Below are 14,928 nucleotides of genomic sequence, written 5' to 3'. Positions count from 1 at the left end.
GCCAGTTTTTTTTCAAAAAACTTTTAGGAGGCAACAAAACATGGCAAATTCTACAGTTCAGGTTAAATTGGAAAAGGTGTTGGAGTTATCGCTCGGGCAAAATTTGGGGCAGCTTCGCGCTATACCCGTACAGCTGGGTGGCGGACAAAAGGCATTTCTGGCGATTTATGCAGCGGACTTTGATGTAGATCCGTCTGTGAACATGTTTTTCTATCCGACGGATAACCTCAAGATGACGCTGTTTACCGAATCAGGCGAAGTGCTCTGGAAGCGTGAATTTGGCAAAGGGTTGGTTCCTGGCATCTGGTTTTGCCCGGTATATGCGTTCGATTTGAACGAAGACGGTGTGGATGAAATCTGGTTTGTTAACAATACGAATGAACAGCATCCGTTTGCACTGCCATTTTACCGCTTGGAGCAGCTGGATGCGGCGACCGGGGAGACGGTAGGGCATTGGCCATGGCCTCATGAAGGCGGTAAGGTAGAACCGCTGAGCTGCACATTCCGTAATTTCATTGTCGGCGGTTACGTCCATGGGGAGCCCGTTCTTGTGACGGCTCAGGGAACATATATGGATATGCGGCTGCAGGGCTGGAAGGCTGATATGACGAATCGTTGGGAAACCCTTATCAAGAGGGAGGAACCGGGTGCTCGCGGCAGCCATGTCACCCCTGTGATTGATCTCAATGGAGATGGAATTGACGAGCTGATGTGGGGAGAGCGCTGCATTGAGCTTAATACAGGCAAGGAGCTGTTCTGCGCGGACCGTGACGTCTATGAGGGGCACTCGGATGTCGTTCAGCCTATATTGGACAGCAGCAGCCAAACCTGGTCGTTGTTCACCGTTCGCGAATCCGATCCCGCAGCAACACCACGAGTTGTCATGTTTGATGCTCAGGGAAATCGCAAGTGGGGCGATGTCGAACAGGGGCATATGGACATTGGCTGGGCGGCTAGATTAAAGGATGATCGCAGCCATGTGACAATGGCGATTCGGATTGGTGCCAAAACGTGCGGACCGGACGGACGCTTCCATCAAGATATGGATGAATTCACCTATGATGCGGGAACCGGCACGCCCTACGAGCTGCCGTTCAGTGTGTACCGTACGATGCCGGTGGACTTGAATGGCGATGGCTTTCACGAGCTTGTTCGTGGAATGCCAGGGGGTGACGGGGAGGTCATCGACCGTCATGGTGTCTCCCTTGGCAGTGTTGGCGGTACAGTTGCCATGGCGACCAAATTTCTGGATATGCCGGGCGAGCAGATCCTTGCGTTCAGCGCTGACGGTACGATCAGCATCTGGGCTGACCGCAACGCCGAGGATACACCGGAGGCGATAGCCCGCTATAATCATCCTTACTACAAAGCTTGCCAGAAGCTGTACGCTGTCGGTTACAATTTGTACATTATTAGCGGCTTGTGAGTGGAGACATAAGCAAGCAGACAATCTGCTGAAGTTAAGTTGGCAACCCCTTAAGAGAACATATTAGCGGTACTTGGCAGCCCTACCCGGTTTTCCAACGGGTGCAGGGCTGTTCGTTTTCCTATTTATTTGATGGAAACGCTTTTTTATGAGAAGATTGAAATGAATAAATATGAGAACGTAAGGAGTGAGCGTACTGATGTCAACGCCAACGATCAAATGGGGCATTGCCGGTCCGGGCAATATATCCAGACAATTTGTTAAGGATTTGGCTTATGCTGAAGGGGCAGAGGTGGTTGCCGTTGCGGGAAGGAGTCTGGAGAAGGCAGAGAGCTTTGCCAAGGAATTCAATATCCCGCAAGCTTATGGAAGTCTGGAGCAGCTGGCTGAGGACCCGCAGGTGGATATCGTCTACGTGGGTACGCTGCATCCCGCACATAAGGACAATACACTTACATTTCTACGGGCCGGAAAAGCGGTGCTGTGCGAAAAACCATTTACCATGAATGCCGCGGAAGCCGCGGAAATGATCACGTATGCCAAGGAAAATCGTGTTTTCCTGATGGAGGCCATGTGGACACGCCATTTGCCTGCGATTCACAAGGTAAGACAATGGCTGGAAGAAGGGAAGATCGGTGAGGTTAGACTGGTTAAAGCAGATTTTGGTTTTAATATCGGCTGGAAGCCGGAAAGCCGTTTACTGAATCACGCATTAGGTGGCGGAACGCTGCTGGATGCCGGTATCTATCCTATTTCCTTTATATCGATGGTATACGGTACACAGCCTGTTAACATCATGAGCAGTGCAAGAATGGGAGAAACCGGGGTAGACGAGCAGTTTTCACTGCTATTTGAATATGAGGGAAAGCGGGCGGCATCACTGAATGGATCTGTTCAGCTGGCTATGGTCAATGATGCTTACATATTCGGGACTAAAGGCCATATTCATGTTCCTTTATTTCTAGCGGCCCGCTCAGCCATACTGAAGGTGACGGGTGAAGAACCGGTAACCTACGAGGATGATCGCAAGGCACACGGATTTGTATTTGAGGCAGAGGAGGCCATGGCCTGCCTGCGAGAAGGGCGGACTGAAAGCAAGATTATGCCTCTGGATGAGACACTTGCTATCATGACTACGATAGATACGATCAGAAAACAGTGGAATTTAACCTATCCTGCTGATAAATAATTGGTGAACGGCCAATAACCTGCTCATGGATGAGCAGGTTGTTTTTTTATCTACAGCCTTACAAACATGAAGGGTTAATTGTAGGAAATAAGTGGAGATGGTAAAATAGGGGAATATTTACGTGCATGTGTCTCAATGTTCAAATAAGTACAGGGGGCTGAATGTGATGAAGATGAATTTGTATTATCGTATGCTGCTGTCTTACACGCCTATTTTCTTTGTGGTCATTTCGATCCTGATTTTTTCTTTCTTCGCTGTATTGAACAATTCGGTCCAGAAGCAGATCGTGATGACGAACGAGGCGATTACAACGAAGGTTGTTCAGGCTATCGACGCGAATCTCAAATCGGCGGAACGCACGGTGATCAAAGAAATCGTGGCCAACCAGACGATGAAGGATTTTTTTTCAACCTCGGAATCTAAAGTGCTGTATGACTATTTTCGCATCTCACAAAAAATGGACGAACTCTCGTCCATCCTCCCCTTTTCCAATTCTATCTATGTGTACAATGCCAATTCCGGCAAGGTTTTATCAAGAAGTGGGCTATCGAACCTGGATCAGTTTGGTGATCGGGATTTTCTGCTTTCCGCCTATAATTCGGCTGTGAATCCGAATACCTGGAGCGATCCCCGAATGTATAATGAGTTTGTTCATGAATCCATAGGTGAAGAACGTGTCGTATCGCTGATCAAATATTATCCCTATATTGGTGAAAAGCAGGGTGCTATTGTCGTTAATATCCATTTACAGGCTTTGAACGGGTTTATTAAAGATTTGGTTCGATCAGATACCGGCCCGATCGAGCTGTTGACCTCGAAGCTGGAGCCGTTTAACCTCAAACACACTCTTCAGGAATCAACTGCCGCTCATGAAGGAACCAATCGGCTATTTACAAAATCGGAGTATACAGGCTGGGGGTATGTATCGGCACAAAGTGATAAACGATTTTCACTGTTAGCGTTGCTTAATGATTTTTGGATCGTTGTCGGATTCATAGCCATCCTATCCGGACTTGTCGGGCTAACCTATATTACACACCGCAATTATAAACCGATTCAAGCCATTGCAGGGCGCATTCAGAACTATTCCAAACGTAAAAGCGGAGAGCTGGTCAAGCGCTCAGAGAAGGATGAGTTAAAATATATCGAGTACGCGATTGATGATTTATTGGAAAGAGCTGGTCAATATGAGCAGCTGCATAAGGATGATCTGCTCATTCGCAAAAGACAGGTGCTCTTTGATTGGCTGGAGGGTCACAAGGTATGGTCTGACAAGTCGTGGAAGCAGGAGATGGAGAATCTTCAGCTGCCTACCCAGTTTCATCGACTCACAGCTGTCATTGTGGAGATTGACCGTTTTTCACAATTTACCAAGACCTATAATACGAGAGACCAATACCTGCTTAAATTTGTGCTTAGCAATGTACTTCAGGAAATTGCCCACAATGATCAGTTATTTGTTTGGAACGAATGGTTTGAACCCCAGCAGATGGCGGTTGTTCTGTACCTCAACAGTGATCAGGAGCAGAATCAGGCTGCGGTATGTGATGTGATGAAAAAAGTGCAGGCATGGACCTTAAGCAACCTGGGCTTTACGGTTTCTGTAGGAATCGGCTCGGAGATTCAGTATCCGGGTGAGATCACCGAGTCCTATTCGGAGGCAAAGGAACACGTATCGTATAAGCCGGTATTTGGCCTAGGCGCCATGATAGGGAGCTGGGACCTGCAATCCAAGGCAGAAGGCCGTATTATCCCGCATCTGCAATTGGCCCGGACGATAGCGAGGTCTTTTCGGATGAGTGACGGACAATGGCAGTTCCATTTAACTGGGTTGTATCAGGAGTTAAAAAAAGGGCGATTTTCACAAACAGACATGGAAACCATTACGAATTATATGATGTATCATTTGCATAAAGAATTGCTGGAGATGGCGGACGAAGTGAACCATCTGCTTCACAATGAATATGATTCGGAATTTGAAGCGATAGCCAATGGGTCGGAAACTCTGGATGAATGGCGAGACCGGTTGGGAACCCTGCTCTCCGTATTGGAAAATAAAATATGCTCTCTGCGGTCCGTCAAAAATAATTATGTGCTCATTGGACGGGTGAAAGAGTATATTGAGCTTCATTATGCCGATTCGAATTTGTCCTTGAACCAGATCAGTGATCGTTTCGGGATGAATCCACGTTATTTGAGCAAGCTGTTTAAGGAAGAATTCGGTGAAAAATTTATTGATTACATGCTTAGAAAACGGTTGGAGGCAGCTCAACAGCTCCTGTTGAATACGTCACTGCCCGTACAGGATATCGCGGAGCAGGTTGGTTACGTCCATGTCATTTCATTTCACAGAGCCTTCAAGAATATGTTCGGATTACCTCCGGGGGATTATCGGAAACGTGCCGAGGGGCGATAAACTCCATCCCTGCCTGGGGCGAAGGCTAATATTGATCGGAATTGTTAAGTGAACACAAAAGGTTAAGCGAGCAAATGGAAGCGTTTTCTAACAAATCGTTAAGCGGCGATTCATGTAAATTGATCCTCTTCCGCTGCTGCTTTAAAGTTTACCTTACATTACACAGAAAAGGAGGTAGCCTATGCCGGGCAAGAAATCTGCAGCAGGAGGTACCGTCGTTAGCTCGGAATCTTTACCGCAAGCGTCAGTAAAGCTGAAGAGAAGGTTTCCCATTGGCCAGGATTGGCAGCTCTATGCCTTGCTGTTCGTGCCGATGCTGTATTTTTTGGTATTCAAATATATACCGATGTATGGCGTAACGATTGCATTTAAGGAATTTAATATGTTTCAGGGAGTCTGGAGTAGCCCGTGGGCGGGGTTGGATGCCTTTCGTGAGATTTTTCTGATGAAGGATTTCTATAAGGTACTGCGCAACACGCTTCTGCTCAACCTGCTGGATCTGATCGTTTCATTCCCCGCACCCATTGTATTGGCACTATTGTTAAATGAAATTCAAATCAAATGGTTTAAAAAAGGCACGCAAACGATTTTGTATTTGCCGCATTTCATTTCCTGGGTCATTATAGGCGGGATGGTTTATCAGCTGTTGTCCACCAATACAGGGTTGGTGAATCATTTATTGAAAGCGTCGGGACTTGGCGTTATTCCATTCCTGACAGATCCGGTATATTGGATCCTTACTTATGTAGGCTCAGGAGTTTGGCAAAATGCGGGATGGGGCACGATCATTTATTTGGCCGCATTGACCGGTATTAACAAGGAGCTGTATGAAGCGGCTGCAGTGGACGGGGCTGGACGACTGCGGAAAATATGGAATATTACGCTGCCAGGCATCAAGCCCACGATTATGATCCTGCTTATCATTAACATTGGCCATATGGCGAGTATCGGATTTGAGCGGCCATACGTGCTGGCGAATCCTCTAGTTACCGATGTATCCGATGTTATCAGTACCTATGTGTACAAGGTAGGTGTGCAATCGGCCCGCTTCTCAATCGCAACGGCTATCGGATTGTTTCAGGCTGTGGTCGGTTTAATTTTCCTGCTCTCATCAAATTATATTTCCAAAAAAGTGACCGACCAAGGCATATGGTAAAGGGGGAAGCTGAGTGACAACCAGCGTGAATGATAAAATTATCAATGCGTGCATCATTACCGTAGTAACCTTTGCATCTTTCCTGTGCCTTGTGCCGATTCTGCATTTGGTTTCCATTTCGCTTAGCTCCAATGCGGCTATATTATCGAATCAAGTCACGCTGTTTCCGGTGGAATGGAGCACCTTGGCCTATGAAACCGTGCTCAAGGACGTGAAGATGTTTAAATCACTCTTGTTTACGATCCTGCTGGTCGTCCTGTTTACTACGATTTGTATGGTGATGACGATTTGCGCCGCATATCCGTTGACGAAGAGCAGGCTGAAGGGCAGAGATTTTTTTCTGTTGATGATTTTGTTTACGATGTTTTTCAGCGGAGGGCTGATACCTGAGTATTTGCTCGTTAAATCGCTGAAGCTGACCAATACAATCTGGGCGCTGGTGCTTCCGGGAATGGTCAATGCTTTTTATTTAATTATTTTGAAGTCCTTTTTCACCTCAATTCCTGAGGAGCTTGAAGAGTCGGCGCGCATGGATGGAAGCTCTCATTTTGGAACTTTGATTCGGATCGTGCTTCCACTGTCGATGCCTGTTCTTGCGACGCTCAGCTTATTTTATGCCGTAGGCAGATGGAACGCATTTATGGATGCGCTGTTTTATATTACGAACCAGGATCTGTATCCGATCCAGCTCAAGCTGTATCAGCTCGTGATCAGCAATCAGATGAGCGATTCGATGGCCACAGAAGGGATGAGCGCAACGGCTCCTATTCCCGAAAGCCTCAAGGCAGCGAGCATTATGTTTGCAACCGTTCCTATCTTGCTGGTTTATCCGTGGCTGCAGCGCTATTTTATTTCCGGAATGATGATTGGTGCGGTAAAAGGTTGAGGGTAAATAATCCGAATGGAGAGTGGACTGCGATGAAACTGAACAAGAAATCTGCATATCGGGCACTGGGTAGTACGCTCGCAATCACGCTGCTGGGCGGGACGCTTGCTGCCTGCTCGGGCGGGGAAAGTCCAAGTGGCGGTGCGTCGGATAGTGGCAAGAAAGGTGCTCCCGTCACATTAAAAATTGAGCTGTTCGACCGCGGCAATACCCCTCCAGGTGCTCCGCCGCTCACAGAAAGCTACTTTGTCAAATATATGCAGGAAAAGTTTGGCGATCCCAACAATATCAAGCTGGAATTCGTAACGGTTCCACGGACAGAGGAAGTACCGAAGCTTAACGTGTTAATGTCGGCCAATGAAGCGCCTGATATGATATTTACCTACAGCGATCCTGCTGTTCAGAACTGGGTCAAGCAGGGAGGCTTAACTGAGCTCGGGGAATTGCTGAACCAATATGGGCCTAATTTGAAAAAATATCTTGGGGAGCAATTGCTCAGCTATGGGAATTTTAGTGGCAAGCAGTATACAATTCCGGCAAAAAGAATTATTATAGCAGCTCAAACTCCCATCATCAGAAAGGATTGGCTCGATAAGCTCGGCATGCAGCCTCCCAAAACAACGGACGAGTTTTATACGGTTTTGAAAGCGTTTAAAGAAAAAGACCCCGGCGGCACGGGAGGCAAGGTCATTCCTTACGGAATCAGGTCCAACGGCAATATTGACCCACTGGTGAGATCATTCTGGAAGAAGATGACGGAGGAGGAATACAGCTCTCTGCCTGATTTGGTTAAGCCGGGTAATAAGGACGGGTACAAGTTCTTAAACAAGCTGTATAACGAAGGGTTAATCAGTCCAGACTTTGCTCTGGATAAGGATGGCAAGAAGTTTCAAGCCGATCTGGTTAACGGTCTTATCGGATTTGCCATTACGAATACGAATGAACCTGTATATCAAGCCTATTACTCGACGCTTCAGAAAAATGTGCCGACAGCCACACTGCTTCCCGTTGATCCATTCACCAACTTTGAGGGCAAGCACGTCAAGCAAATTTATCATCCGTTGTCTGCCCATATCGCAATTCCCAAATCGAGCAAAAGAGCTGTTGAGGTCATTAAGTTCTTAAACTGGATGTCCGACTATAAGGTGATCTTTGATCTGCAAAATGGTACGGAGGGTGTGACCTACAAAAAGGGTGATGATGGACTTCCTGTGATCATAGATACGGATGAGGCCAAAAAGGTCATGTACAACTATCTCGATTATAGTATGCTGATCAACGGTAAGGATATGGGAGACCCCGAGAAAACATTAAAAGCCAATGCCGCAGATCCGAAGTATAAGGATTTTACGATGAGCAGCATCAAGGTTGGCGATCAGGACGGACAATTGCCCGCGCGGTTTAACCGACCTATTGAGGCGCAAATCAAGTACAATCAGACACTGGGCGATAAAGGACTCGAAATTTATGTAAAAACCGTTACCGCCAAGCCAGCCGATTTTGACAAGCTCTACGATGATATGGTCGCGGAATACATGAAAACCGGCGGCAATGAAGTGCTGGAGGAGCAGAAGAAGGCGTTCCAGGAGATGAAAAAGTAATCGTGCACGGTACAAGCAAGCGATTGACCCCAAAATTAACTGTATATCGAATAAGCTTATGGGAATCCATAGGCTTATTTATAATATCAGCGTATAAGTTTTCAGCAGAGCTGAATATTCTGATATTGCAAGAAAAGCTACATTTAAAACACGGATTTTTCTTATTTGAGTTCAGCAAAATGTACAAATACGCTATAATAATGTCTATATTGACCATGATGGAAGTTTATTCCTGCCGTATTATAAAGGTAAATGCAAGCATAAGATGAATCAAACGTCCAGCCCTCCTCAACTGATATTGAAAGCCACCTTACACAAGGAGTTATCCATGATTTGCTCAGGGAGGTTATTTGAATGGAGAGACAGCTGCACAGCAGCCAGTTCATTAAGGAACAATCTTTTCCCTTTTGGATCAAAAGATTTTATCACGATCACGAGCATGTTCCGTTATTGCACGGTCACGATTTTGTTGAACTGGTATACGTGATCCGCGGCGAAGGTCAGCATGTGTTCGAGGGCCACTATTATGAAATTCGCACTGGCGACGTATTTATTATTAACCCGGGTGAGGTCCATACGTACAGCATCCAGCCGGGCAAGGAGCTTGAAATTATCAATTGCCTGTTTTTGTCGGATCTGATTCAAGGCAATTGGCTGCTTGATCTCGGGATATCACAGTCCATGGATTACTTTTATGTGCATCCTTTTATGGACAAAAGAGAACGTTTTCACCGCTGCCTGAACATGTCGGGACCGGATGGGGCACGTGCCTTAAGTCTGCTGGAAACGATGATGGGCGAATTTGACAACCGGCAATCCGGCTCTGAAACCTTAATTCGGCTGCAAATGGTGGAGCTGCTTATTATGCTTTCACGCTCATACCAGCAGGCACAAGGGCAATGCGGCAAAGAACCGGTACGCAACCAATCCAAGCATATGCTGATCCGCCGAATATATGGTTATTTGGAGCGGAATTATGATAAGAAAGTATCGATACCCGTTTTGTGCGAGCTGTTTACGATCAGCTCCAGACAATTGAACCGGATTTTTAAACAATCGATGGGCATGACAGTCGTGGATATGCTTCATCAAATTCGTATTGAGCGAGCCAAACACCTGCTGAAGGAAACGGACGAGAAGGTCATTACCGTGGCGGGCAGAGTCGGCTATGAGGACCCGGCTTTTTTTAGCAGGCTGTTTCATCGTCGGGTTGGCTGCTCCCCGGGCAAATATCGGGAATCCTCTTGAAACCTATGAATGGAAAGGAGGGTTTCCTGTGTGGCGATGGAATGACCGGATGCTCAAAACCAAGATGTTTATTTCCTTTTCAATTGTTGCCTTGGTCATCGTCGGCATCACCTGCGGTATTTTTTATTACAAAAATACGAGCGATATCAAGAGCCAAACCTTTTCCTTATCCAAGATTATAGCGAAGCAATTTTCTGAAATGCTGGATTTATATATGCAAAATATTGAAGAACTAACTCTTTCCATTTCTATCGATCCTGCTATTCAAAGCAATCTGTTTGATTTTTATAAAGCTTCCAATCCGATTGAAAAGGAAACGATAGGCTACAGATTAAACCCGATATTATTTAACTTTTCCTATCCCAAATCCTACGTACAGAGCATTTCCATCTACACCTTGGACGGACATTTGTATCATTACACGAAGTATGTCAAACCGGAACCGGTCGTTTCCCTATCGAGCGAGCAGTTGCACAAGTATGCGGAGGTGCTGGGCAGCAAACCGTTTATTCTGGTGCCGGCTCCTGAGGAGCAAAAGCTTGGAGATAATCCGGAAACCGTCGTTTCCTTTATTCGTAAAATTACGAAGATCCCTACCCAAACGATCATGGGATTCGTGGATATCAAAATCAATCTGAACGCATTCAAGATGGTGCTGACCAACACCGAAGAGAAAGAAAATGACAGCACGATGCACGTATTGATCGTCAATGACGAAGGTGAAGTTGTTTTTGAAAATGGGAGTCGTCTCATGGGAAATTCCCAGGCACGCTTTGACACCACGATATTCAGTAAGCCCCTCCCGGAAGGGGAATTAAGGTGGAAGGACAAGGTTTACCTGTATACTTTTGAAAAATCAAGCTATACAGGGTGGTCGACCATCATTCTCATCCCTAAGGACGTTATTATCTTAAAGCAAAAGCGCATTCAGGATATCGTCATCATTATCGGACTCATCAGTATGCTGCTGATCGCTACCGTCTCTTATATTTTGTCCCATCAAATTACTCTCCCACTCAGCAATATGGCGCGCAAAATGTCCCGGGTCGAAATCGGCGATTTGAGTCAGAGAATGGATTATACAGGAGCCAATGAAATCGGAAAGCTTAGCCGGATGTACAATCATATGCTCGACAGCATTTCCCGCTTGATCCGCGAAGTGTACGAATTAAAGCTGGCAGAGAAAAATGCTCAACTATCGGCGCTGCATGCTCAAATTAATCCGCATTTTTTATACAACACCCTCAATATTATGAAGTCGATCAGCCGTTTGCGGGGAATTGAGGAGGTAGCCGAGATTTCGGAATCACTAGCCGGGTTATTTCAGTACAGTATGAAAAATCTCCATCGACCCGTGGCCCTGGCTGAAGAAATTGAGCACATCAACAATTATATCAAAATTCAGCAGCATCGATTTGGCAGCCGTCTGGAGCTGCAATGCGATATTTCGGGAGCTGTGCTGCAGGCTTCTATTCTTAAGCTGACGATTCAACCGCTTATTGAGAATGCTGTAAATCATGGCCTTCGCAAGGTGAAGACAGGTGGATTTATTCGTATACAGGCAGTCTGTCATGAGTCCGTTCTGACAATAACGGTGACCGATAACGGAGCTGGAATGAACGAGGCGCAGAGAATGCAGATAGACAATACCTTGGATAGCACAAGCTCACTCCATCAATTTCAGAATATCCACCATGGGATCGGACTTTTGAATATCCACCAACGGGTTCAGCTTTTTTACGGAAAACCGTATGGATTGCAGGTTAGCAGCAAGTCGGGTGTTGGGACTACAGTAACCCTGATGATTCCGTTCAGTCGGGTCCAACCTGTGAAGGGAGAAATCGCGCAATGAATATTTTTGTAGTAGAGGACGAGCATTGGGCATTGGCTGAGATGGTCGAGCTGTTCAAAAGCTACGAGCCCGACCACCGTATTTATGCTTTTGAAAATGGCGATGATGTGCTGACAGCTCTGGAATCCGTTCGGCCGCATTTGGTGCTGACAGATATTAATATGCCGGGTATTGACGGTTTGGAGCTGATAGAGAAGCTGAATCAATTGGACCCGAATATCATGAGTATGATTGTCAGCGTTCACGACGAATTCGAATATGCCCGTGTCGGAATGAGGTTTGGGGTTATTGATTATCTCCTGAAGCCGGTAAAAAGGGATATCCTGTACAAGGCTGTGGATCAGGCGATTGTACATATCGAGAAGGAGAGCAAGCGGAGAGAGGAATGGTTGAACGGATCGATAACGCAAATGCTGCTTGCCGAGGAAATTCCTGATTATGATATTTTGCAGTCGATAAATGGTCGTGCCTATTGTATGGTGCTGCTCGTATTGGATAAGGGCTCGGCGGTAAAAGGCTGGAAGGATTCGGCTATCAGCTGGAATGAGCTGAGGCTGCAGCTTGTCAGTAAATATGCCTCAGAGAGTGATCTCTACTGTGTTGATCTGGACTGCCGGCAAAAGATCGTTCTAATCCCGTTACCTCATATAATACAAATGAGCGATATCCAAGAGAAGCTATCCTTTTTATATGAACAATTACGTGCGCTTCCATCTCCAGTCCATATGGGATTTGCTGTTAAATCGGAGCGAAGCAGCCTTTACCAGGTATGCTTGGAGCTGCAGCAGCGGCTGGATAAGCAGATGACCTTTGGCATGTCCACATGGCTGCCGCCGGAATTGAAAAGGCAGGATGCCGAGCTCGGTACGGTATGGGAAAAGGTTAGAGTCATGGAGCTTCATTATAAGAAGGGCGATATGCTAAAAGGAAGTGCGGTTTTACAGCTTATTATGGAGGAGCTCCGCTTGAAGCAGGTGACCCGACGTCAGCTTCAATTGTTTATTCATGATCTGCTGTATTCTCTGAAATATAATGTGCTTGCCTCCAAAATGGGGATGGTAAGTGTTCACGATCTGCAAGAGGACGTTCGGCAGCTGAATCAATTGGCAAGCTACACAGAGTTGTTTAATTGGTTAAATGAAAGTATTGTCAGTATTTATTGTGAACAGGAAATCAAGGACTTTAATCCGAAGGGGCTTGTACCTGTTCTGCTTCAGCTCATCCATAACCATTTTCAGGGAAATATTTCCTTACAGCAGTTTGCATCCGAGCATCATGTCAGTCTGGGTTATTTATCACGTATTTTTAAAAGCCAGACCGGGCATACGTTCTCGGAATACATAACGAATTATCGGATAGGCAAAGCCAAGGAGCTGCTGACAAGCGGGGTCGAGCGGCTGCAGGAAATCAGCAGTTTGGTCGGTTACGAGGATCCCCGGCATTTTAGCGCGCTGTTCAAAAAAATAGTAGGTGAAACGCCGATTACCTATGCGAAGCGACATGCAGGCAAGAAATAAGAAAAGCTTCTGATCGAAGTCTATTCGGTGAAGATACATCCGTGTTTTAAATGTAGCTTTTCTTGCAATATCAGAATGTTCAGCTCCGCTGAAAACTTATACGCTGATATTATAAAAAAAGGAAAAATCCCCCCCATAAAAGAGTGCAAATCGTAGGTATGCTGGAAAAAGCATCGAACGTACAATGAAATCAAGGCCGAGGGAGACGCTTACGAAGTAAGTCTTCTAAAAACTGGCAACGCTTACGAAAACTTTTAGGAGGTCAAAAAAATGAGTCGAGTCAGGTTCTTAACCGTCTGTTCTTACGCAGCATTGATAACAACCGTAATTGCAGGCTGCAGTACACAACCCCAAGCACAACCCGCTGGCGGTTCAGCCCCGGCCACAGGCACTCAACCCGCTGCACCCGCTCCGGCCGCAGCCAAGCCTGCCGAACCGGTAACCCTTACCCTGTTGATCGGTTCGACCGGAACACCGTACCCCGCTACACAGGCAGTAGCAGCAGAAGCCGAGAAGAAGCTCAACATCAAGATCAAATTTGACATTAAGCCGGACGGTACGGAGGGCGACAATCTGGTCAAGACACGTCTGGCTACAGGGGATATGGCGGATATTCTTTACTATAATTCGGGTTCCCTGCTGAAGGCGCTCAATCCGGAAGAAAACTTTGTGGATTTGACTAAGGAGCCGTTTATGGCTAACCTGCTCGATTCCTATAAAGAAACCGTTTCCTCCAATGGCAAGGTTTTTGGCGTCCCAGGCGGCTCATCGAATGTCGGCGGCATTCTGTATAATAAAAAGGTGTACAGTGAGCTTGGCCTTACCGTACCAAAAACATGGGCAGAATTCATCGCAAACAGCGATAAAATCAAAGCTGCCGGCAAAACGGCAGTCATCGGTTCCTACAAAACGACCTGGACCTCACAGCTCTTCGTGCTTGGCAATCAATATAATGTTCAGGCTCAAGTACCTAATTTTGTGGCGGATTACACAGCCAATAAAATGAAATATGCATCTACACCCTCAGCGCTTCGCGGCTTTGAGATGACAAGTGAAGTGTTCAGTAAGGGATACATGAACAAGGATTTCCTCGCGACAACCTACGATAATGGACTGAAAATGCTTGCTGAGGGTACAGGCGTACAATACCCGATGCTGACTAGTGCGATTGATGCCTTGGCACAAAATTATCCCGATAAGGTAAAGGATATAGGCGTATTTCCAACACCAAGTGATAATGCCAGCATCAACGGCTTTACGGTGTGGATGCCAAGCTCCTACTACATCAATAAGAAGAGCAAAAATGTGGAAGCGGCCAAGAAGTTTTTGGATTTCATCATGTCGGCGGATGGACAGAAGGCTTATATGACCAAGAGCAAAGCAAATGGCCCCTATGTGGTCAAAGGAATCAAGGTTCCTGACGATGCCTTCGACGGCATCAAAGACATGCAGCCATACTTTGATAACGGCAAAACCGCACCGGCCTTGGAGTTTGTATCTCCTGTCAAAGGACCCAATCTGGAAAGCATCCTGATTGAGGTCGGTACAGGCCAAAAGTCACCAGCGGATGGTGCTGCCGATTATGACAAGGACGTCAAAAAGCAAGCCCAGCAGCTTAATCTTCCAGGCTGGTGACA

General features: G+C 46.3%; 10 protein-coding genes. All 10 read left to right on the top strand.

Annotated features, from left to right (window positions below):
- The first annotated feature begins 40 nt into the window (after positions 1-40).
- Complete coding sequence (locus tag LRL21_RS07535) at positions 41-1,426, top strand: hypothetical protein (RefSeq protein WP_240415157.1); 1,386 nt, start codon at positions 41-43, stop codon at positions 1,424-1,426.
- A 199-nt stretch (positions 1,427-1,625) separates the two neighbouring features.
- Positions 1,626-2,615, top strand: coding sequence for a Gfo/Idh/MocA family protein (locus LRL21_RS07530; RefSeq protein ID WP_240415155.1), 990 nt, complete (start codon positions 1,626-1,628; stop codon positions 2,613-2,615).
- A 166-nt stretch (positions 2,616-2,781) separates the two neighbouring features.
- Positions 2,782-5,031 carry a helix-turn-helix domain-containing protein gene (locus LRL21_RS07525; protein WP_240415153.1) on the top strand — a complete coding sequence of 750 codons (2,250 nt, stop codon included), beginning with the start codon at positions 2,782-2,784 and terminating at the stop codon, positions 5,029-5,031.
- A 181-nt stretch (positions 5,032-5,212) separates the two neighbouring features.
- Positions 5,213-6,187 (top strand): ABC transporter permease, encoded by a 975-nt coding sequence (locus tag LRL21_RS07520; protein ID WP_240415151.1) that lies wholly within the window; start codon positions 5,213-5,215, stop codon positions 6,185-6,187.
- A gap of 13 nt (positions 6,188-6,200) precedes the next feature.
- Positions 6,201-7,073, top strand: coding sequence for a carbohydrate ABC transporter permease (locus LRL21_RS07515; protein ID WP_240415150.1), 873 nt, complete (start codon positions 6,201-6,203; stop codon positions 7,071-7,073).
- Positions 7,074-7,105: 32 nt separating this feature from the next.
- A complete protein-coding gene (locus LRL21_RS07510; protein WP_240415148.1) occupies positions 7,106-8,674 on the top strand; it encodes an extracellular solute-binding protein in 1,569 nt (522 codons plus the stop codon).
- A 354-nt stretch (positions 8,675-9,028) separates the two neighbouring features.
- On the top strand, positions 9,029-9,922 hold the full coding sequence (locus LRL21_RS07505; RefSeq protein ID WP_240415146.1) for an AraC family transcriptional regulator: 894 nt from the start codon (positions 9,029-9,031) through the stop codon (positions 9,920-9,922).
- A 28-nt stretch (positions 9,923-9,950) separates the two neighbouring features.
- Complete coding sequence (locus LRL21_RS07500; RefSeq protein WP_240415145.1) at positions 9,951-11,774, top strand: cache domain-containing sensor histidine kinase; 1,824 nt, start codon at positions 9,951-9,953, stop codon at positions 11,772-11,774.
- Positions 11,771-13,291, top strand: a complete 1,521-nt coding sequence (locus LRL21_RS07495; protein WP_240415143.1) for a response regulator transcription factor — start codon at positions 11,771-11,773, stop codon at positions 13,289-13,291. The genes LRL21_RS07500 and LRL21_RS07495 overlap by 4 nt, the downstream gene beginning before the upstream one ends.
- A 270-nt stretch (positions 13,292-13,561) precedes the next feature.
- Positions 13,562-14,926, top strand: coding sequence for an ABC transporter substrate-binding protein (locus tag LRL21_RS07490; protein WP_240415142.1), 1,365 nt, complete (start codon positions 13,562-13,564; stop codon positions 14,924-14,926).
- Positions 14,927-14,928 lie beyond the last annotated feature (2 nt).

Origin of the sequence: Paenibacillus periandrae (genome assembly GCF_022458865.1) — a bacterium.
Classification (GTDB): domain Bacteria; phylum Bacillota; class Bacilli; order Paenibacillales; family NBRC-103111; genus Paenibacillus_S; species Paenibacillus_S periandrae.
This window is presented reverse-complemented; position numbering and strand designations above follow the sequence as displayed.